Source organism: Bradyrhizobium sp. 33ap4 (genome assembly GCF_032654765.1).
Taxonomy (GTDB): domain Bacteria; phylum Pseudomonadota; class Alphaproteobacteria; order Rhizobiales; family Xanthobacteraceae; genus Bradyrhizobium; species Bradyrhizobium australafricanum.
On sequence record NZ_JAUMTJ010000094.1, the window covers coordinates 1 to 21,080 of the forward strand.

The 21,080-nt window shown below is 56.8% G+C and carries 12 protein-coding genes and 2 pseudogenes; 4 read left to right on the top strand and 10 right to left on the bottom strand.

Annotated features, from left to right (window positions below; all coding sequences use genetic code 11):
• Together Q2M23_RS40680 and Q2M23_RS40685 are read left to right on the top strand one after the other, a co-directional pair.
• Positions 1-273: transposase (locus Q2M23_RS40680; RefSeq protein ID WP_316399075.1), on the top strand; the 273-nt coding region annotated here is incomplete at its 5' end.
• Between the two features lie 1,318 nt (positions 274-1,591).
• Positions 1,592-2,803 carry a pyridoxal phosphate-dependent aminotransferase gene (locus Q2M23_RS40685; protein ID WP_316399076.1) on the top strand — a complete coding sequence of 404 codons (1,212 nt, stop codon included), beginning with the start codon at positions 1,592-1,594 and terminating at the stop codon, positions 2,801-2,803.
• A gap of 1,137 nt (positions 2,804-3,940) precedes the next feature.
• Here the strand turns inward: Q2M23_RS40685 and Q2M23_RS40690 are convergent.
• The 4 genes from Q2M23_RS40690 to Q2M23_RS40705 all read right to left on the bottom strand — a co-directional run bounded on the left by Q2M23_RS40690 (position 3,941) and on the right by Q2M23_RS40705 (position 9,609).
• Positions 3,941-5,395, bottom strand: coding sequence for a CoA transferase (locus Q2M23_RS40690; RefSeq protein WP_316399077.1), 1,455 nt, complete (start codon positions 5,393-5,395; stop codon positions 3,941-3,943).
• A gap of 190 nt (positions 5,396-5,585) precedes the next feature.
• Positions 5,586-6,434 (bottom strand): CoA transferase, encoded by an 849-nt coding sequence (locus Q2M23_RS40695; RefSeq protein WP_316399078.1) that lies wholly within the window; start codon positions 6,432-6,434, stop codon positions 5,586-5,588.
• A 222-nt stretch (positions 6,435-6,656) separates the two neighbouring features.
• On the bottom strand, positions 6,657-7,445 hold the full coding sequence (locus Q2M23_RS40700) for an SDR family NAD(P)-dependent oxidoreductase (RefSeq protein WP_316399079.1): 789 nt from the start codon (positions 7,443-7,445) through the stop codon (positions 6,657-6,659).
• Positions 7,446-8,325: 880 nt separating this feature from the next.
• Positions 8,326-9,609, bottom strand: coding sequence for an aminotransferase class I/II-fold pyridoxal phosphate-dependent enzyme (locus Q2M23_RS40705; protein ID WP_316399080.1), 1,284 nt, complete (start codon positions 9,607-9,609; stop codon positions 8,326-8,328).
• A 511-nt stretch (positions 9,610-10,120) separates the two neighbouring features.
• Here Q2M23_RS40705 and Q2M23_RS40710 point away from each other — a divergent pair.
• Positions 10,121-10,374 (top strand): annotated as a pseudogene (locus tag Q2M23_RS40710) (helix-turn-helix domain-containing protein); the annotation flags it as partial.
• 677 nt (positions 10,375-11,051) lie between these two features.
• Here Q2M23_RS40710 and Q2M23_RS40715 read toward each other — a convergent pair.
• The 6 genes from Q2M23_RS40715 to Q2M23_RS40740 all read right to left on the bottom strand — a co-directional run bounded on the left by Q2M23_RS40715 (position 11,052) and on the right by Q2M23_RS40740 (position 19,743).
• Positions 11,052-12,065, bottom strand: coding sequence for a nitronate monooxygenase family protein (locus Q2M23_RS40715; RefSeq protein ID WP_316399081.1), 1,014 nt, complete (start codon positions 12,063-12,065; stop codon positions 11,052-11,054).
• A gap of 837 nt (positions 12,066-12,902) precedes the next feature.
• The gene (locus tag Q2M23_RS40720; RefSeq protein WP_316399085.1) at positions 12,903-14,252 is read right to left on the bottom strand and encodes an aspartate aminotransferase family protein; all 1,350 of its coding nucleotides are present in this window, start codon (positions 14,250-14,252) and stop codon (positions 12,903-12,905) included.
• A 349-nt stretch (positions 14,253-14,601) separates the two neighbouring features.
• On the bottom strand, positions 14,602-15,309 hold the full coding sequence (locus Q2M23_RS40725) for a hypothetical protein (RefSeq protein WP_316399082.1): 708 nt from the start codon (positions 15,307-15,309) through the stop codon (positions 14,602-14,604).
• 335 nt (positions 15,310-15,644) lie between these two features.
• The gene (locus Q2M23_RS40730; protein WP_316399083.1) at positions 15,645-16,535 is read right to left on the bottom strand and encodes a crotonase/enoyl-CoA hydratase family protein; all 891 of its coding nucleotides are present in this window, start codon (positions 16,533-16,535) and stop codon (positions 15,645-15,647) included.
• Positions 16,536-16,590: 55 nt separating this feature from the next.
• The gene (ectB, locus tag Q2M23_RS40735; protein ID WP_316399086.1) at positions 16,591-17,838 is read right to left on the bottom strand and encodes a diaminobutyrate--2-oxoglutarate transaminase; all 1,248 of its coding nucleotides are present in this window, start codon (positions 17,836-17,838) and stop codon (positions 16,591-16,593) included.
• A gap of 546 nt (positions 17,839-18,384) precedes the next feature.
• Positions 18,385-19,743, bottom strand: a complete 1,359-nt coding sequence (locus tag Q2M23_RS40740) for an LLM class flavin-dependent oxidoreductase (protein ID WP_316399084.1) — start codon at positions 19,741-19,743, stop codon at positions 18,385-18,387.
• Between the two features lie 848 nt (positions 19,744-20,591).
• Between Q2M23_RS40740 and Q2M23_RS40745 the strand changes: the two are divergent.
• Positions 20,592-21,080 (top strand): annotated as a pseudogene (locus tag Q2M23_RS40745) (transposase); the annotation flags it as partial.

Genomic DNA, 21,080 nt, shown 5'->3' on the forward strand with positions numbered 1-21,080 from the left:
AGCTTTAACGGCCGGATGCGCGACGAGCTCCTGAATGAGACGCTGTTCTTCGGTCTCGACGATGCCAGGGCCAAACTCGCGGCATGGATCGCCGACTACAATGACGAACGCCCCCATTCCTCGCTGCAATACCTCACGCCCGCGGCCTACGCCGCCTCTCTCACCGCAACGGACGCTCGGCTGCGCAACCCCGACCAGCTCCGCCGATCGCCCGTTGCTTCCACCGCGCCGCAAGGCGTACAACCCCCCGAGCCTCTAACTGCCGCTGGATGAAAATTCAGGGGCAGGTCAGCGGCGTCAGAAAATTGGCGTCGCTGACAAGACAATGTGCAATCACAGCGTCCAGCCTGGCTGTACCGGACGGGCACGGACATCAGGAGGCGCGACAGGCTCGGCTGTGGCGGTCTTCGGCGCGCGGCGAGGCGAAGAACCGTGGAAACAAGGCGCTGACAGCAGACCCAGCACAGGGAAGCCCCGCCATCCTCGGCACGAAATGGGTCCCGTTTTCGGTCACCTCGAGGATGATGGAGAAGATGAGCGAGATCACTTTGCTAAGAGCCGACGATTCGGCCGCATCCCATTCCCTTTCGTCAAGTTATTCGTGTAGCGGCCGCCTCGAGGAGGCCCGCTACAACGCCGTGCTGCTGAGTCCTCCGAATGACGCTTAGTAGTCGAAGGATCGAGGAGCGCGAAAGATCTTGTGCTCTAGCGTAAGTCGCGCAGCTCATAGCCGCACGACCGGTTGCAATATCAGCGGTATAGTGGAGCAAACCCCGATGGGCGTTTTGATCAAGCCGAGCCCATTTGTTTCGACCTTTTGGTGACCAACGACCGAACAAACCGTGTGACTGCAGGATCGCAGGATGCCGACTGTTTACGACCTCGTCAATTACCAAGCCTAGTAATTGATCCAGCTGACATAAGCATGTCACCTATCAACGGATCGACCCGACCGGTCAAGCACTCCGGCATAGAAACGGTATGAAAGGCCAATTTCAATCTGTGCTCGCTGAGGGGATGAATGAATTTGGGGCCGCCTTCTCACCTGCTGAAATGCTTGGTGCTGAGATTTGCTCCCGCGGTGAATTTCCTTTCTCATGGTAACGCATGAGGCGGGAGCGGACGCGATCCTTATTCCCTCGCAAGAGAGCATTGCGGACGAGATCCTTTCATATGCACGCCATTGGCAGAACGGCCTCCCATCTTGATCGTTCCCGGGCAAAGGCCACTTCAACCATACAACAAGCCCACGCGTTATTGAAAGACGGCCGCATGCAACCATCCAGTCTATACACGCCTCGGCACACTTTTCCGCGAACAGATCTTCCCATCCTGATGTTGTGCGTTTCCTCAAATGGCGCGGCGGCCGCTACGCGGGCGATCTGTGCATTGCTGCATATCTCGGCTCAATTCCCTTACCCATACCAATGACAGTCACCAACGACACAGGCATTTTCTGCCGCAAAGCGGCTGGCCGGACGATGATTCGCCTTTCTTTCTTTGAATTGTGGAATCTTGCTCGCAGGAAAATTGTAGATCTCCTGTCACAGTACCGAACAAGGCTATATTTTGGATCAACGGAGAAACGCTCATGCTGGCGCAACGGACACGCTTGTTCAAATCCTCGGGTACCGCGGCCGCACGAACTGCCGCCCAAGCGGCCGTCGCGAGCGGCGATGAAATCATCGATTTGACTGCCGGAGAGATCTGGAGCGACCTAGCCCCATCAGTACGCGAAGGAGCGATCGCTGCGATTGATCGCAACGAAAACCGCTATACCGACACTCTTGGTCTCATCGAGTTGCGCCATGCGCTTGCTCGCAAGATTTCCTCCGAGACTGCTCAACCTTGGTCGGCAGACGAAATCGCGGTAACGAGCGGCGCAAAACAGGCGCTCTTCAATGCGGCCATGGTTCTTCTGAACCCCGGGGACGAAGTGCTGATCCCTACCCCGTATTGGACTACTTTTCCAGCCCAGGTCGTTGTTGCCGGCGGCAAGCCCGTCTTCATCGAGACCCGACAGAATAACTTTGTGCCCAGGCTTGCAGACCTAGCCGTGCTTGTTACACCAAAGACCAGAGCGATCGTGGTCAACACGCCGAACAACCCGACCGGGGCGGTCTACGACCGTGACTCTCTTGCAGGTATTGCTCAACTCGCCATCGAGCGGGATCTCTGGATCATCTACGACGAATGCTACGGAGCTTTCGCCCATGCCCCACACGCCCATCATCCGATAGTTTCGGTGATGCCCCGGGCGCGCGATCGTACCTTGATCGTTAATTCGTTTTCCAAGTCATTAGCCCTGACCGGCTGGCGGATTGGCTATCTCGCTGGCCCCAACACGGTTATCAGCGCGGTTAAGGCGCTACAGAGCCATACAACCTCGAATCCCAATGTTATTGCGCAGCATGCACTGCTCCATCACCTGCAGTGTGGCGATCCTTCCTTCGAAGTGCAACTACATCGACGCGTTGCAAACGCGCGAGAGCTCGGACTATCGATTCTTTCAGCGCTGAAATTGGAACCTCAGCCTTCCGCCCAAGGAGGCTTCTATTTTTATCTCGATTGCAGCGAGTTGCTGCGGAGCGCCAAGGTCAATAGCCGGGACTTAAACGTCGATGATGTGGTTAGCACGTTGCTAACAGATGCCGGTGTCGCAACGGTTTCGGGCACAGCTTTTGGCGATCCGGCTGGGATCCGCCTCTCCTACGGCATCGATCTCGAATTGCTGGATAGAGGCTTGCGGCGTCTGACCGCAACTTTGAACGAGCTAACTTTCTGCTTCGCACGGCGCCTGTAATTGAAACGAGGCAGCCATACTTCGAGGCACACCGTTATCTTTGCAGCGCGATTCCGCTCGTCCCTAGGGCTTCTGACGAGGGACAGGATCACGGCCGCCATTCAAAGTGCATGGTACGTGCCAATCCTTGACAAGGCAGTCGGCACTCTCGCGCCTTGGCATTACCCTATCTTACGGCGTGTCTAACGATAACATAATCATTTGCGGCGGCGAAACGTACGTCGATCTACCGGAAGCGCCTATTCGCTCCACTCCTGGCGACATCTTCGTTAATGGCGACACACTCCTATTGCAGCGGATCTCTTGCGCGAGACAGTCCAGAAGAAATAGCCTCAACGACAACCGACGCTCTCGTGACTCGGACGATGTCGGCATCGTATCTACATCCGACATCGTTTTCGCAGTCCACAAACACGCGACTCTCCCTACCCAGTTCCACCCCAGGAGCCTCGCGACCGGACTGAGCCGGCTCATCAAGTACACAACACCTAGAAATAACGACGTGAGGTGGCACAACCATCATTGCGCCGCCAAGTTCAGCTCTGACTCCATCTGACCTGCGGCCAAGCCGTTCATCAACGTTCAGTCCTCCGATACTGCAATACTGCACAACGCTCCACGAAAACGGAAGCAGTCGGGTCAAAGAAGTCACGTCGCTGGCGGCTGTCGCAAAGATGCGATTCAATATACCCACGGCACTCGCTTCAGTGGGGACCAAATCAATCATCGCACCAGTGTTAGGTGCCTGCCTTTAGCTGGGGTATCTGCCACAAACATTGGATCTCTACCGCGACGCCGAGGCGTTTCTCGACAACGCTATGCTCAAAGAAGTTGCCCGAAATTGATGACGGCCGGCGCGAGCCGAAGGTCGTCGCTCATCCGCGGACCGCGTTCGAGAGTGAACGACAAGTATGCAAGGTCCGAGCATACCGCAAGCTATCAAGGCCAGCCAACTAACGAGCCATCGTGCGCGCCCGCTTGTGCGAACCGCGGCCATCCGATGCCGGTTTGGCTAGCGTCGCCAGGCGATGACCTTCCGAACCGATCAGGGGTTTTTGCTCGACGCTCCGAAGAACCAGATGACCTCGCTGCTCTCTTGCCTCATCATGAATTTAATGGGTGTACTACACCAATCAGTCAAGGCTGACGGCTAGCCAATATAGGGCGTAGCGTCGACCTCTCTGGCTGACGATTCTTTGCTTTCGCGAGTTCCTCGTCGTCGAGCATCGACGTACCAACGATGCCCTCACTCGTCAATTGCGCGATCTCGGCGTCGGAGAGCTCGAGAAGCCCTGATAGGATCTCTTTGTTGTGTTGTCCGAGTGTCGGTGCCGCTGTGCGGATCGCGCAAGGGTCCGGACCTTCACGAATCGGCATCGAAGGCTGCGGATGCAAGCCAGTGAAAGCGCGTTCTAGGTCCTGAAAGAACGCGCGTGACCTGAGATGCCGATCGCTGAGTAGGTCTATCGGCAGTCGGGCCACCCCGGCCGCAACCCCTGCGGCTTGCAACGCAGACATGGCCTGTTCCGCGTCGCGAGTGAGCGTCCAAGTTTCGATGGCTCTCTCGATCACATCCTCGATGCGGCGGCGCGCTTCCGCGGATTTCAGCAATGCATCCGTGGACCAGTCACGCCGACCAATCAGCAACGCAAGCCTCTTCCACATGTGCTCATCGGTCGCAGCTACTACGATCCAGTTGTCATCGCCCGCACATCGGAAGCAGCCATGTGGCACAAACTGCGGATGTCGATTACCATACTTTTTCGACGGCATGCCGCCGATCGACTGAACTGTGATCCATGGCGCCGCAAATGGCATCATGCATTCGACCTGCGCAAGATCAATGAACTGCCCCTGACCCGTTGCGCGGGCGTGAGTCAACGCAACCAAAACTGCGGCGCAGCCGTTCAAACCGCCGACCGCATCTCCGAACGCAACGTGGCTCATCACGGGTGGCTCGTCGGGGTGTCCAATCACGCTCGGCAAACCCGAGCCCTGCTCGAGAGTCGAACCGTAGGCCCGGCAGTCGCGATAGACGCTGTTTGCGCCGAAGGCGGACATCGACATCATGACAAGCCGAGGGTTGAGCGGTCTGAGCACGTCGTAGCCAAGCCCAAGCTTCGGCAGGACATCGACCGAATAATTGTCGACGACAATGTCGGCTCCCGCCAACAACCGTTTGGCAAGAGCGAGGCCCTGCGGTCGCGTCAGGTCGAGCGTGATGCCGCGCTTGTTGCGGTTCATGATGCAGAAGCGCAACGTCTTTTCGTATAACTGGCCATCCACGTAAGCAGGTCGCCGGTCAATGCCGCGCCACCAGTCCGGATACTGAATGGCTTCGATCTTGATGACGTCCGCACCGAGGTCAGCCAGCGTGCGGGTACACAACGGGCCCGCCCACCCCATCGTGAAGTCGATGATGCGAGTCCCGTACAAAGATGGCTCGCTGGCGTTGAACGAGCCTGACGCCTCCGGCGCATTGTCGGTCAGGTGCCTTGAATTCGTGACAGCCCGCTGCTCGCCAAGAGCCGGCACTTTGCCGCCCCTGCGGGGCGGCGTCAATGTCAGCCGTTGCACCGAGCCAGTCGTCAACCCCTCTTCTTCGCCAAGCAGGACGGGAACGATTGCACCACGGACCTTCTTCTCCGTATCTCGGAGCAGATCTGATATTGCGGGTACCGGGACGACCGGAATCTTGCGTTTAAGTGCCTCAAGTCGGAGGCCAAGCGGTCTTAGGAAGACAACTATAACACTCAACTCCTTGGCTCACAGAACGACATGGCTACGATCCGACTTCCGGATCATCACGCAATTCGGGAAGGCCGAGCATATCGCAGAAGGCACGCCATTGTGCTGGCGTGATTGTAGTAACGCCGATCGAACCCTTTTTAGTTTCGTAAATGCCCGCCGGAAAATTCGGCCAGAAGCGATTAATACCAATCCGGCGTATAACATCCCCACGTGCAAACGTCTCGGAGACGAGATACTCGGCTGGCGCGAGGCTCGATTCGAAAATACTGAGAGACCACGACCGCCCTTTCCTGCCCTGCATTTGCGCAACCGCCGAAGAAGCCGCGGCGATAAAGCCCCACAGACCGGCAAGGATACCCGTCTGGAAATCCGGTGCGTGCGACGGCGGTCCCTCAACCGATCCAACCAGCTTGATGAGGCCGGCGAGCGCGCGAATGGTCGAATCGGTAGCGGCGAATCCTGCATAGGGTCCCTCGCGGCCGAACCAGCTTGCCTCAAGATAGATCAATCCGGGACGTCGCTGACGGACAGCGGCGATATCAATGAACGGGCAATCCGCGGGATCAACATCGCGGCCGTCGATCAGAATGTCGCAATCCTCGACCATTGCTCTCAGCCGCGTGATCGCGTCGGCGTCGGCGCGGTTTATGATAGTGCTTGACTTGTTGAAGTTGAGAAACGCGAACCACGCACTCTGACCTTTAGGGGTAAGTGGCGCGCTGCGGCGAAGCGGATCGCCTGCTGGCGGCTCGACCTTCTGGACATCGGCGCCGAAATCGGCGAACAAACGTGCGCAATAGCTGGTTGCCGCCGAGCTACCGATCTCGACGACTCGCAGATGCGATAGTACTCCCATCGAGCGCTTAATTTTTCTAGCCATGCTGATACTCCGGAACGTCGTCGGTCTCGCAATGTGTGCCCGTGGCCATCACGAAGGGGCGGTCTTTATCGCGGTCTGCGACCGCCGCGAAACCGTACTGACTACATCGAGCGCAAAGCCATTCCAGTGCGCGTCTCTGTAGGACCCCTGACAAGATCGATCTCGAATACTGAGACAATCGGTACGACCATCGCGGCTCGCAGAACTTGGGTGCGCATCGGCTTAGGCCGCGAACTCGCCGCCGGTGATATCAATGGTCGCTCCGGTGATAAAGCCAGCCATCGGCGACGCCAGAAAGGCTGCGACGTGCGCGACCTCCTCGGCCGTTCCAAAACGGCCGACCGGAATCCGGCTGAGAGCGGAGCGGTTCACCTCTGTCTCGGCTGAGCCGGTCATATCGCTGAGAACGCGCCCAGGCGCGATACAATTGACCGTAATACCATGTGGGGCGAGATCACGCGCAGCTGCCCGCGTTAATCCGACCAATCCCGCCTTCGAAGCGGCATAATGCGGACCCGCGATCAAAGGCATTGCACGGCCCGCGAGCGACCCGACATTGATAATGCGTCCATATCCCTTCGCAATCATTGTTGGCGCCAAGAGGCGTGTGAGAGTGAATGGTCCGCTTAGATTGACGTCGATGACCCGCGCCCACTCCTCGATCGAGGTTTGCGAAAGCCAAGGTGCATCTTGGTCGACGCGCTTGGGCGAGACGCCAGCATTGTTCACCAAAACGGCAATCTCGCCCCAACGTGCCCGGACGCGATCAAGAAATCTCCCCACCTCGCTCGGGCGCGCTACGTCGATCGCATCACCATAGAGCTGATCTACCGGGTACCTGAGAATATCAAGCGCATGCTCCACATGCTCTGCCCTTGTCGCCACAAAAGCGACCTGGAAGCCATCAGCTAAGAACCGGCGTACAATTCCAAATCCAATCCCGCGGGCTCCTCCAGTGATGAGAGCAATGCGCCGGTCGGATTGGTCTCTAAGCTCTGCTGGTTTCGGCATTCTTCGCAAACAGCTTAATGGGCGAGGCAAAAGAACCGCTGCCCCAGGAGGAAAATAGCATCATCGTCGTCGCCTCAACCACCTGGCGGGATCCGAAATCGCTCAAGTTGGTGCTGACGGATCTTCATTTCCAACCCACAATGAATCGACGGTTTTCATGAGAACTCAGCAATCGGCGCGAATGTGGAGATCCAGACGGTTTTCCGGCAATCGTTGCGGAGACCGCCGCCATCCACGTCCGCGCTCGGACAAGCATCCCGTATCCAATTGACGCAATCATTATATCTAGATGGCCCGTGACGCAGCACCGTCTATCCATATCGCTTGCTATAGAAGTCGATCCGATGCGGCGCCAGAGCCGGCCAGCATACATGGCCAGGAGACTGAGCCGAGCAGGCTTAGAAATAGCGATTCGGAGCGCCCACACAGCACGCAGGACTTTAAATCCATGACACGCACGATGAAATGGCTTTACACTCGAGAATGGCATCCCTTCGAGCGAGCCCTCGAATTCGGCCAACTTCAGCATCGATACGATCATTTCCGATCGCGAATTTGCGTGCAGCGCATGGGATAGATCGGGAACCGCATCGCGGGCGATCGTGATGCTACTGCCTAAGCGTCGTGCCGACGTCCTGACAAGGCATTCTCGTGGGATACCGCGGATGAGCGCAGATCTCAGTCGGACGTAATCGCCTTCACGAGCATTTATCCTCGCGTACGGACGCACCGTTAGCCTTAATGATCCGAAGATGCGTTCAGAGCCGAACAATGCATGGGGACGTAATGACCTTTCACCTTTGTTGTCCGCATGAGGTAATACCAACTTGGCCGTGTAGGGCAGCTCCATGAATTCCTACCACTTGATCGCCTCATCACCTCAGGAGAGAGCCGATGCCATATGTGGCTTCGCGCTGTCGGGTAACCTTTCCACGATGCAGTTGCACAGCCGCTCAATATCGCGGACTTCATGATCGGCCGTAATGCACACCCGAATCCCTGCCCTTCCTTGCGCGACCGTCGGGAAGAAAGTTACCGACGTATAGAAGCCGGCATCGAGAAAGTCTCTTGCGATCGCGATCGCCTTAGCTTCCGATCCGATAGCGATCATTCTGATCGGAAATGGATTACCTTGCTCGGCGGTTGCGACACGACGGTCAAAGACCTTGATCCGTTGCGCCAACCGCCTCTGCCGCTCCCCGAGCTCTGCCGATCGATGAATTTTGGTCGAACCAACCGCCGCCCCAACCGCCGCCAGATTGGGAGCCACCGAAAACGCATAGGGAATGGAGTATCGTCGAAACAGAGCCTCGTGGTTGGCGGTTCCGAGCATCACCATGCCGCCCGACGCACCGAACCCTTTGGCCAACGAAGCTACTATGATCGTGCGGTCACCCAGCACGCGCGGAAACTGAGACCGGGCAAACCCTTCGCCGTGGCGTCCGAACAGCGATATGCCGTGAGCGTCGTCGATATAGAGAAATAGACCGTAGCGATCCTGGAGCTGGCGCAGTTCCTTGATGGGCGCATTCCCTCCCATCGAGTAAACACCATCGCATACATAGGCGACCAGTGGATGTTCGCGGCACACGCGTTCGAGAGCGTCGATATCGTTGTGCGCAATCGTTTCTACTCGCGTTTCATCAGCGACCACCGGCTTGTGATAGGCGAGCGATATGTGCGCAATGCGGTCGAACACGACAACCGGCTTCCTTCCGCCCGTCAATTGGCCCGAAGCAAGAAGGGGCATCGCACCTAGATTGGCAAGCATGACGGTCGAAAAAGCGAGCACGCGTGCGCAGAACATCTCCGACAGGGTTACTTCAAGCTCTGCCAGAATGTCGAAATTGAGTCGCGTTCGTGCGCATGACCAGTGCAACGATCGATGCGCTTCTATCGCCTCGATAGCTCCATTGACGATCACTGGATGATTGTCCAGGCCCAAGTATGAGCATCGCACGAAATCGATTATTTCCAGTCGACTGTCAAGTGGACCGGTGCCCAATACAAAGGCGCGTCCGGTCGTGGAACGTCCCGGGACGGTCATGAGGCCCGCCGCGTTGGCAGCATCGAAATACGGGCGGCTCTTCTTGACCATGTAGGCCGTGTTTCGAAAATGTCCGGCCGGCCGACCAGCATTTGAGATCCCGCTCCGCTGTTGCATTTCATTCTCCATTCATCTGCCAAGCACGCACAGGGGGCCGCTTGGGCGAGTGGGCACGACGGGCTGCTTGACGACATGAAGCGGCGCGATCTGAAGGTGCTGCACAACTCCTGCGGGCGGCTAGATGGGCCCCGTTGTTTAAACGAAGAAAACCACTAGCGGCGTCGCTTGGACAGCTACAAGATCGGATAGGGCTAGTGCCTCGATGCAGAGGTTTGATTGATTGCTTGAGTTTTCAAGACGGGTAGCTGTTCGGGAGAGACCAGCACTTCGATGCTGCAGGGCGAGCCGGGCTGGCGCCTGTTGAGGCCTGCACGTTCGAGGGTCAACACCACCTGGTGGACGGAACGCGGGGATACCCGAAGTGCCGCTGCATCTCCCACTCGGCAGGTGGCCTGCGGAAGCACGCGCGTGTGGGCGTCGCAGGCCAGACTGGCGAACGCTCTTGCAGAATGACCTCACCTTGGCCATCCGATTCAGCTGTTCGTCTGTGCCTCGAGAGGAAGCACGGATGAATGTACGCTATTGGATCGAACTCAGCCAAACCGAGCGCGCCGAACTCATGCCGCTTTTGAGCGAGGGGAGCGGGTCACGCGCAAGCTCAAGCGGGCGCAAATATCACTGGCGGTGACGCTGGCGCCAGCGATGGGGAGATTGCCCGGACCGTCGGTGTCGGCGACTCCACAGTCTATCGCACCAAAACCTTGGTAATCTGAAGGCAGCTCTCAGCGAGGACCGCGGCCTGGGGCAAAGCGCAAGCTCACCGATGCGGCCTTCCTCCCTCTTCAGCCGACGAGCGTAGTCGTAAGCGATGATCAAGTCTGCAAGCTGAGCATCGAGCTGAGCGTTTCGATCGTAGTAGCAGCATTGACGGTCGCTTACTTTGATTGTGCGGTTCATGCGCTCGACCTGGTCATTGGCCTAGACTCCTTGATCTTCGTGAGCCGGTGTTCGATGCCACTCTCTTGGCAGCGCATATCGAACGTATGTGTTTACGTATCTTGCTGTTCGTTGGTGAGCACCGTGTGGATCTTGTAGGGGACAGCCGCCATCAACGCTTGGCCGAGGCCGCAACATACAGCTTTGGCCGAATTGGTTTTGCCGATCTGCCCGATGTACGGCGGGAGGTTACCCAGCCTTCTGCTGCACGGAATATGACAAGTCATATTCGGCCCGAAACACGACCGAGAGCCCGCGTATCGTTGAAGATTCTCTGGCGATCCGAGAAGATGGTCGACAACGTAGGCGACACGACATTGGATGTTGCAGAATTGCAATCCGCGCGGCAGCTCCGCTCAAGTACAATCGCGCTTTCAACGTGTTCAGCAACAGTCCCGTGACCGTCGGCAGTGGGAGGCAACAAGCAGCCGAGTGAGACAAAGACACCCACGCCATATCGGCAAAAGTCGAACTGTATGGGCGCCTTCTCGACTTCGCGATGCTCAAAAGACGGCCCGCGCCGCCGGCTCTTCTGCAAGTGCCCCATCCAGGACTCCGATCAGCCGCCGGCGGATGATTCGCTCGGCATCGCCCACGATGCGATCAATCAGCTCTTTGACAGTTGGAACATCCGTGATCAGGCCGACCACCATTCCGCAGCTCCAGGCGCCCGCATCTACGTTACCGTCGATCATCACCTTGGGATAGACGCCGGCCACCTCGTCTAGGATGTCATCAATCCTGAGCGCCCTTCCCTTCTCGCGCTCCATTTCGAGGAGCCGCTCGACGCTCTTGTTGGTGAGCACGCGCTCCGTATTGCGGAGCGCGCGCATCACGAGTCGGGTGTCGCGCTCAGTCGCGGCAACGATCGCTCTCTTTACGTTATCGTGTACCGGCGCCTCCCTGGTGGCGACGAAGCGCGTGCCCATATTGATGCCGCTGGCGCCGAGCGCGAGCGCCGCGACCAGGCTTCTTGCATCCGCCATGCCGCCTGAGGCCACGAACGGCACCGTCAGTTCCTCCGCCGCGCGCGGCAACAGGATCATGTTCGGTATGTCGTCCTCACCGGGATGACCACCGCATTCAAAACCGTCAACGCACACCGCGTCGCATCCGATCTGTTGCGCTTTCAACGAGTGCCGCACTGAGGTGCACTTGTGAATGACCTTGATTCCCGCTGCCTTCAGCGCAGGCATATATTGTTCGGGGCTACGCCCCGCCGTTTCGACAATCTTGACGCCGCATTCTCTGATCGCCGCGATGTATTCGAAATAGGGCGGCGACCTCAGCATTGGAAGGAAGGTGAGGTTCACGCCGAACGGCTTGTCGGTCATGTCACGGCAGCGTACGATCTCCTTGGTAAGCAGCTCCGGAGTTTTTGAGGTAAGTCCGGTGACGATCCCGAGGCCTCCCGCGTTCGAAACGGCAGAGGCGAGCTCGGCAAAGCCAACGTAATGCATGCCGCCCTGGATGATCGGATGCTCGATGCCGAATAGCTCGTTGATGGCAGTCTTCATGGATGGCTCCTGTCAGTATGCCGTCCAATCGGATCCATACCGCTATTCCGCCGCACGGCCCGTCCGACAGCGACTTTCGCGGCATGGTCGACCTTGTGAGATGGACGGCTCGATCTTTGCCAGATTTTAAATTCAGATACTGCATCGGCAAGACCACGCCTTCTAACGCATGAAATGGGGTGGATGCTGCAGCATATGAAAGCTGACATTGAAACGTCCAAATCGCTTGCGTCGTTCGATTAAATCGATCGTACGATCGTATCGATCGCGGCTGAGCAGCAAGAGCAGTAGCGCGACAAATTCGATGCACGCATCATTGAGCATGGTTAGATTGCGCAGTATTCTCCGCGTCTCTTGGTCAATTACGCAATGACATGCAATCATTTGCCGGAGCCATCAACTACCAACGGCCATCATTGATCCAAGTAATGCCCCATGCTAATGATTACGTGGGCATGGGGCAAGTCACGCATCAGCAGCATGCAATCCAAACAACAATACACTTCGCCAAGCTCTGATCGATGTGCTGGCTCATCATCTGCAGAACCAGTGCGCGCTCAGGTCGGTTCACCAGCGGTGTTTCCGCGCTTCATCGCCTGTTAATTGGCTGGTGTATCTCGGCTAGCAGGATGATACGACGCTTCATTGGACCCAATTCGTCAGTGGTCGAGCGCATCGTGGACTCGACCGATTTGCCGTACTCGCTGACGGCACCAGGATCCCCCGAGTGACGATCGCTCGGGCGCCAGCATCTCGAACGAAGACAGGCTCCGGCCACACATCACCCTAACGGAAAGACGCTGCAAAGCGCTCGCGATGCATTGCGCAACTATTGCTTTAGGCTATTTGCGAGCCTATTGCGCCCAGCATGTCTTGATGACTATCGAGAAAGCCAGCAAACACGTCGACGATCAACTCGGCCTCGGCGCGTGTCATCGGTGTCGAGATCGAGGCGGCAGCGCCATTCGGTAGAATTATCCCGTTCTCCGCGAAAAAGCGCGTGAGCTGCTTCATTAGAGTTGTCGCGGCTGGCCCGGGATAGGCCTCACGATAGTCATTCGGAATTTTCGCCATCGGATGGATGCGAAAGAGTGAGGCGGCTCCGGTCACCGACAGCGGCGCGCCCCGTCTAGAGATGGCCTGATTAATCCCCCCCCGAACAATATTTCCAAGCATGTCGAGATGTGCAAAAGCCTCTTCATCAAGATGTCGCATCGCGACAAGCCCAGCTTTCATCGATAGAGGATTGGCGGAAAATGTGCCGCCCTGCGGAAGCCGTGGCCGTCCCGCTGAGGCATCGAAAACCCTCATTACGTCCTTGCGACCGCCGATTGCTCCAATCGGTAAACCGCCGCCGATGATCTTGCCCATCGTGATGAGGTCCGGAACAAGGCCATAGAGCGGGGAAGCACCTCGGAAACTCTGCCTGAGATTCAAGACTTCATCAGCAATCACCAGAATATCGTTGCTACGGGCAGTTTCCTGAATCGCCGCAATGAATTCAGGCTTCGGTGCAACTAGACCACCGCGACTCGGCATCGGATCCAGCACAACGGCAGCTAGCTTGTGCGCATGCAATGACAACAAGTGGCGCACGCCTTCAATATCGTTGAAGCGGAGAACTACCACTTCATCGAGCACGCTTGCCGGCATCCCGTAATAGACGGCTGTAGGATTGGGTGCGCTCGCATCGCCCCAGTTTTCTGGCGTTGCCACCAAGCTTACCTCGCCCCAGTCGTAGGCGCCATGATAGGCGCCCTCGAGCTTGGCGATTTTCGCACGCCCGGTGAAGGCACGCGCAGCCTTGATCGCAAACAGTATGGCCTCAGTCCCCGTATTGACGAAGCGAACACGATCGACCTGCGGAATCCGGCCGCAAAGTAGTTCGGCGAGCTCGATCTCGCTCTCTGTCGGATTCGCGAAGCAGCTGCCCCGCTGGAGCTGATGGGTTAGCGCTTCTACGACGGGCGCGAAGGCATGACCATGGATCAACGTCGTGAAGTTTCCGTTGAGGTCGAGAAACCGGCGGCCATCGACATCGAAAAGATAGCTGCCCGCTCCTCGCTCGATATACCGCGGGACCGAATCACGCTCGACGGATACTCGCGACGTGCCGTCAGGAAACACCAGCCGCGCGCGGGAAAAGTGATCCTCGGACCTCTGCCCAGCAGGCGGAGCTCCTGCCATCTTCGAACCTGCAAATATCTGATTCACGGTATCCTCGTCGATCTATTTGGCATATGTGGGGCGATCGAGCGGTCCCCCTCGCAGAGCCAACTTCGGGCCCCTGCCATTCGGCGGATCTACTCCGGAGCGCCGGCGTTCCTTTGGCGTGATATCCGGGACGGACGGCACGTCAATGTATCTTCGAGCACTGCGACAGCGACGCCCCTGATGGCTGACGGACGCACCTAACCGCAACAGCGACTTCGAAACTTCGGCATTGCTGTGGTCCCGCGGCTGCCCGCATGAGAGCGCCCGGTGATCCTAGCGTGCGCAGTGACTATTTACGTACAGCGGGTATAAGGCGAGAGCCTCAGGTTTGAACCGGCTCTGTTCTGTCGTGACGGTCAACCAGGCTCCTCAACTCCTCGCCGGTTAGCCAAACGAGCAAGTCGTCGTCCGCGATGTTCTCTTCTATCAGCCGCAGTATCGACCCGCCGGGTTCATGATGCGTATGTCCATATTGCGCAAGAACGCCCTTATCCCGTATCCACCGCGGTGCAAGGCCACATATGAAATCGGGAGCCCACATTGCAAAAGACACGCCGCGCAATATTCCAGCCATGATCTTGGGCATGCCCTGTCCTCTAAAATCCCTGCGCAACCAAAAATCCCCGTGATAGGCCACTTTCCCGCCAATCTTCTTGGCGGTGGGCGCCACACACCTACAAAGGTCCTGAGGATGTGCATGTATGATCGGGTCAGCGTAAAAGGCCTTCAGGGATTCAAGATGATCTGCAAAGTTGCTGCCCGAAAGGTCATACAGTCGAGCAGCCTCTACAAGCGCGATCTTGTTATTCTTGTCGACGCCTACGAGCCAATATCCCTCGCCTGATTTAATTGGCGAGCGATCTGGCCGGAAATTTGGATATGTCGGCGACTTTGTTGGAAGGGCCTGCGTGATCGCGACATACTCATGAAAATCGAATCCTATTGAAACCTTGATGCCTTTTTGGGCAGCGGCGGTGTCATATACGTGAAGGAAACGTGAGACTTGCAAGGGATTAGCTACGCTTGTCATTGCCCCGCCTTGTACTTCGTGAAGCTACGTATTGGCTGCCAGGCCCAGCTACTTGCTGACGATACAGCACGAATATTGAACCGAGATACTACCTACTTTGATGAGGAATGTCGTACTCGATAATGAGGATACTGTGTTGGCATTCAATGACGACAAAGCGTTCTTGACCGGGCGACCAGCACAAACGCAAATTCAGCCGTCATAGTCTGACGCACCCCTGGGGTCGACTCGGGCGCGGCATAACCACACACCGCGCAGACTCTCGTCTTCCTATAGGACTGCATCATAGATGCACGGTCCCAGCTCGCGCTTCGGCCTGCCAGGACGGCAAATGACTATTTGTACCTCCGCTCCGCCCACCATGGAAAATAATCCGGCATGTTGACGGACACCTTATCCTTAAACACCGCAGGCCGCTTCTCTAAGAACGCCATCACGCCTTCCTTAGCGTCGGTGGAACTGCCAAGCGTATAGCTGATGCGGCTGTCAATCTTGTGGGCCTCCATGGGGTCATCGGCGCCGAGCATGCGCCACATCATCTGCCGGATCAGCGCGGTTGGTACGGGTGGGGTCTTCTCGGCAATCTCGAGGGCGAGCCCGCGCGCCGTGCGCAACAGTTGATCGGGCGGCACTACCTTGCTGACAAGCCGGCCGGCGAACGCTTCCTGCGCCGAGAATACCCGCCCGCTGTAACACCACTCCAGCGCCTGAGCGATGCCGACAATGCGCGGCAGGAACCAACTTGAAGCTGCCTCCGGTACGAGGCCACGCTGGGTGAACACAAAGCCGAACCGTGCGGCTTCAGACGCAATGCGGATGTCCATCGCGAGCTGCATAGTGAGGCCAATACCGACAGCCGGCCCGTTTACCGCCGCGATGACGGGCTTCATGCATTTGAAGATTCGCAACGTGAGCTGGCCGCCGATGTCGCGGAGCTTCGGATCGCTGTAATCTACCGTGCCATCGGGTAGCCGCTTTACCGACCCGCACATCGCGTCGATGTCAAACGAGTCGACGCCAGGCGAAAGATCGGCGCCCGCGCAAAACGCTCGACCTTCGCCGACCACGATGATGGCGCGAATGTCATCATCGTTGTCAGCGCGATCGAACGCGTCGGTCAATTCTCGCCACATGATGCTAGTGAAGGCGTTGAGCTTCTCCGGCCGGTTCAACGTAATGGTGAGGATCTGCTTGGCGACCTCATACTTGATAGTCTCGTAGGCCATGACTGTTTCCTTACCGCTGTTGTCTACATGAACAGCAAGTCACTGCGGTCCTGTCCTATTTCAGTGTTTCGACCAACGATTCCTCGAATATCTCAAGACCTTGATTGAGTGTCTCGACGTCGATCGTGAGGGCAGGCAAGAATTTTACGACCTGGTCAATTGGCCCGCATCGTTCAACAATCAAGCCCTTCTCAAATGCCCTATGTGTTGTCGCCTCTGCGATTTCTGCCATTTGACAATCAAAACCCAGCGCCATGCCCCGCCCACGAACAGCAAAACTGCTTCCATGCTTGGATGCAATGGCTTCAAGTCGACACCGCATGAGGTCTCCCATGCGCTGCACCCACTGCGATAAACTCTGACTGCTCCAGTAAGTCTTTAAAGCTGCGGTTGCAGATACGAGCGCAAGGTTATTTCCTCGAAACGTGCCGGTGTGTTCTCCGGGTCGCCATAAATCGAGTCCATCTTTGATCAACAGCATTGATAGTGGCAGGCCGTATCCACTTAGAGACTTCGACAGCACAATGATATCTGGTGACAGTGCGGCAAACTCGAAGCTAAAGAATTCGCCCGTCCGACCGCAGCCCATCTGGATATCGTCAACTACGAAAAGCGCGCCAACTCCTTTTGCTATGGCCTGGACTGACTGCAACCATTCCTTGCCAGCTACATTTATACCGCCTTCGCCCTGCACAGTTTCGACGAGAATGGCAGCTGGACAATCGACACCACTGCTGCCGTCCATCAATACCTTTCGCAGGTAATCAGCCGTATCAACAGCTGGCCCAAGATACCCCTCATAGGGCATGAAAGTTGCGCCAGACAGAGGAACTCCACTGGCGGCGCGATAAAAGCTATTACCGCTCGCCGCGATCGCCCCTAAACTCGCGCCATGATATCCGTGCGTGAATGAAATGACATTTTGGCGTCCCGTAACTTTGCGTGAGAGCTTTAAAGCGGCCTCAATAGCATTAGCACCAGTTGGCCCGGTGAACTGGAACCGACATTGCAGACCGCGCTCCCGAAGTATCAAGGAGCTAAACGTTTCCATGAATTCGAGCTTTGCAGGAGTAGCCATGTCGAGCCCATGGACTACAGCATCCGACGCTAGATAATCAGTAATAGCAGCTTTGATCTCGCGATTATTGTGGCCGTAATTGAGCGTTCCAGCACCGGATAGGAAGTCAATGACCCTTCGACCACCCTCCGTTTCCATAATCGAACCGCGCGCTCGACTGAAAATCGCTGGAAACGAACGCGAGTACGATCGCACGTTCGATTCCAATGCTTCGAACGTTTGCATATTGCGTGGCTCGCTTACTACTCCACCCATGTTCGGCTCCTTTGCAAAGTAAGTGGATCAGAGCAACACTCGATTCTCTCAGATTGCGAGCTGCCGGCGCAGTGACCATCGGCCAAACGGCCAAGTGCGCGCAACGCAACACGGGACGCACGCACGTCTCGAAGGCCTCCATGTTGCACGACGCGCGTCTCCATAATGGCTACTACCGGAGGATCAAGAACAACAAACCCGCCTGGGCTGGTAGTATTCTGTGAGACGGAGTTCGGCATCTCCCTGCTATCCAGGCGCGCGTCGATTTCGCAGATTTGAAATTCCCCTGTGTTCCGCAAAGCGGCCCCGGGAATTGGACGCATACCCGATTTAAGCTGCCGCGAAGGGCGAGCATTTGTCGCCTCCAAATGTCTTGAGCCTGGGCAGTGCGGCCACTCTGCTGGCGGATGGCGCGGCTGCGAACGCAATGTGCTTGGCTCAAGCCCACGGGTACCACCGAGATCCTGGTCAGGTTGCGCCAAATCCTACATTTCGCTTGACGGCTTGGGCACGTTTTCACAGACCACTCCCTGCATCTACCTGCACGAACCGATTGAGCGGCCGCTTGAGACCGAGGTTCTCCCTTAATGTTTGTCCCGAGTATCCGGATCTGAATTTGCCTCGTCGGCGCAACTCGGGAACGACGAGATCAACAAAATCCTTCAGACCGCCAGGAGCGGTCGCCGGTAACACGTTGAATCCGTCAGCCGCTCGTTGATCGAAAGTATCCACCATTACGTCGGCAATTTCGTCCGGTGTTCCGACAACCGTCAGATGGCCATGGGTGTCCGATACCAAACGGATCAGCTGTCTCCAGGTCATTTTCCGACGTACGGCCAACTCAAGCAGCACCTTTTGACGACTCTGCATAAAATTCGTCTGCGGCAAAGCTTCGGGGACCAATGAGTCGAGATTCATTGATCGGATGTCGGTGACAAACCCCAACGCACGATCGGTCAAGGCAGTTAGAACGTCGATGTGCGAATATGATTGTAGCCTTTGAAGCTTCTCAGATGCTTCTTGCTTGGTCTTACCGACGATCGGGATAATTCCGGGCAGGATTAACACTTGATCGTCCTTCCTCCCAAGTGCGCGCGCCTTCTCTTTGAGGGCAGCGTAGTATCGTTTACCTTCCTCTAAAGTCGGTGCGGTGGTGAACACGACCTCCCCGAGTTCTGCAGCGAACACTATCCCGGCATCGGATGCGCCAGCTTGAACCAATACAGGATATCCTTGCGGCGGCCTTGCGATGTTCAGTGGGCCTCTGACGGATAAGTAGTCCCCGCGGTGATTAAGGAAATGCAATTTCGAGGTGTCAGCGAAAATGCCACTTTGCTTTTCACGAATGAATGCATCGTCTTCCCACGAATCCCAAAGACCCTTGACAACTTCTACGAATTCTCTCGCTCGTGCATAGCGGGTGTCATGATCTGGAAGGTTCATGTCGCCGAAGTTTGGAGCCTCGAACTTAAATGACGAGGTGACCATGTTCCAAGCCGCCCGTCCCCGCGACAGGTGGTCGAGTGAGGCGAACATACGTGCAAGATGATAAGGCACGTGGTACGTCGTTGTCGCTGTCGCCACAAGGCCGATGTTTTGCGTTCTCGATGAAAGCGCCGATAACAACGTGAGTGGTTCGAATCCATCGTTTCGGCTTGAACGTGCTATGCTCGCATTATCTTGTTCTTTTACACTTGGGCTATCGGGGAGAAATATGAAGTGAAATGCCGCACCTTCGGCAAGTGCTGCCAGATGAGTATAATGGTCGATATCAACTCCGCAATTCGCTGGCGCGTTCGGATCACGCCATGCACCTTCGTTATATCCTGCCTGAAGGAGCATCACTCCGAGCTTCATTTCATCATTGCGCCGCATGCCGTATCTCCTTTTAAATTAGCCTATCCTCGTATATCGCGTTCAGTAGCGGGCCGTGTTCATTGGCACCAAACAGCGTACCCCCAATGCTCGACTTTCGCATCGACCAGTCAAACTGTGCCTTCTATTGAGCTATCAAGAAAACAGTTGTCGAAGTAAAGAGATTGACTTGTCCCGTACCGACCCGCCCAGAACTGCATCAATCTTGCGCAAGCTTCGACAAAGCGCAGCGCTCAGCATTTCTGAAGGCGATGTCTCAGCGCATCGATCGGGGTTGTTGGCGAGACAGATTGTCGCTGATATAGCATGGCGAACTCTTTGCAGGTGACCGGCCACGGTCCTCAACCAAAAGGTGACATGCATCTATCATCTAGATCAATTGGTAGCGTTGGTAGTTGACCGCGGAGCAAATTATTGACTCGTCACAAGACGGCGCATGACTTGCAGTTAAACCCGATAATTACAAGATATTCGATCGTTGTTGGTGACTTAGCGATGGAGACGAATGAATTCGTCTCTATCGAGCCAGTGTACGCCTGCAACCTCTCGCTCGGTCGGAATGCCTGTCGCTGAATTTGCATACCAACTGGAAACGACGCGGAGTTGAGCTGCGGTAGTCGTGCTCCGATTTTATCGCCCGCGAATGCGGATCGGATGTAGCTGCGCCATAATCAACCATTGTGCACTCTTACCCCGCGCGCAATCACCCCTCGCGCGAGATGTGGTGCGCGAGCCGATTGCGGCCGAGCGCGTCGGCAGTCTTCTCGATAGCGGTCGACTTGGGCTGACCTGCCCCTGAGTATTTCCGCCAGATGGAGTTAGAGTCCGGCCTGAGCAAGGACGGACAGATGAAGCGAGCAAGGTTCACGGAAGAGCAGATTATCGCAGTGTTGAAGGAGCATGCGGCCGGAGCAACGACAGCCGATCTGGCTCGCAAACACGGGGTCTCGGAGGCGACGATCTACAATTGGAAGGCCAAGTTCGCCGGCATGGAAGCTTCCGAAGCCAAGCGGCTGAAGTCGCTGGAGGAGGAGAACGCGAAGCTGAAGAAGCTGCTGGCCGAGCAAATGCTCGATGCGGCGGCACTGCGCGAGCTTCTGTCAAAAAAATGGTGGGGCCCGCCGCCAAGCGCGCCGCTGTGGCGCACCTGAAGGCCGTGATGGGCCTGTCGGAGCGACGGGCCTGCATGATCGTCGGCGCGGATCGGAGGATGATCCGCTACCGATCTCGCCGCGCTGCGGATACGGAGCTTCGTGTTTGGCTGCGCGACCTCGCCCACGAGCGCCGACGGTTCGGCTACCGTCGGCTGTTCATTCTGCTGCGACGAGAGGGCGAGC

Bases quoted from the DNA above. Each gene is read 5' to 3' on its own strand.
- Q2M23_RS40725 (WP_316399082.1), bottom strand. From the start codon at position 15,309: ATGACAAGCGTAGCTAATCCCTTGCAAGTCTCACGTTTCCTTCACGTA.
- Q2M23_RS40700 (WP_316399079.1), bottom strand. From the start codon at position 7,445: ATGCCGAAACCAGCAGAGCTTAGAGACCAATCCGACCGGCGCATTGCT.
- Q2M23_RS40720 (WP_316399085.1), bottom strand. From the start codon at position 14,252: ATGGCAGGAGCTCCGCCTGCTGGGCAGAGGTCCGAGGATCACTTTTCC.
- Q2M23_RS40715 (WP_316399081.1), bottom strand. From the start codon at position 12,065: ATGAAGACTGCCATCAACGAGCTATTCGGCATCGAGCATCCGATCATC.
- ectB (WP_316399086.1), bottom strand. From the start codon at position 17,838: ATGCAAACGTTCGAAGCATTGGAATCGAACGTGCGATCGTACTCGCGT.
- Q2M23_RS40685 (WP_316399076.1), top strand. From the start codon at position 1,592: ATGCTGGCGCAACGGACACGCTTGTTCAAATCCTCGGGTACCGCGGCC.
- Q2M23_RS40705 (WP_316399080.1), bottom strand. From the start codon at position 9,609: ATGCAACAGCGGAGCGGGATCTCAAATGCTGGTCGGCCGGCCGGACAT.
- Q2M23_RS40730 (WP_316399083.1), bottom strand. From the start codon at position 16,535: ATGGCCTACGAGACTATCAAGTATGAGGTCGCCAAGCAGATCCTCACC.
- Q2M23_RS40695 (WP_316399078.1), bottom strand. From the start codon at position 6,434: ATGGCTAGAAAAATTAAGCGCTCGATGGGAGTACTATCGCATCTGCGA.
- Q2M23_RS40740 (WP_316399084.1), bottom strand. From the start codon at position 19,743: ATGCGGCGCAATGATGAAATGAAGCTCGGAGTGATGCTCCTTCAGGCA.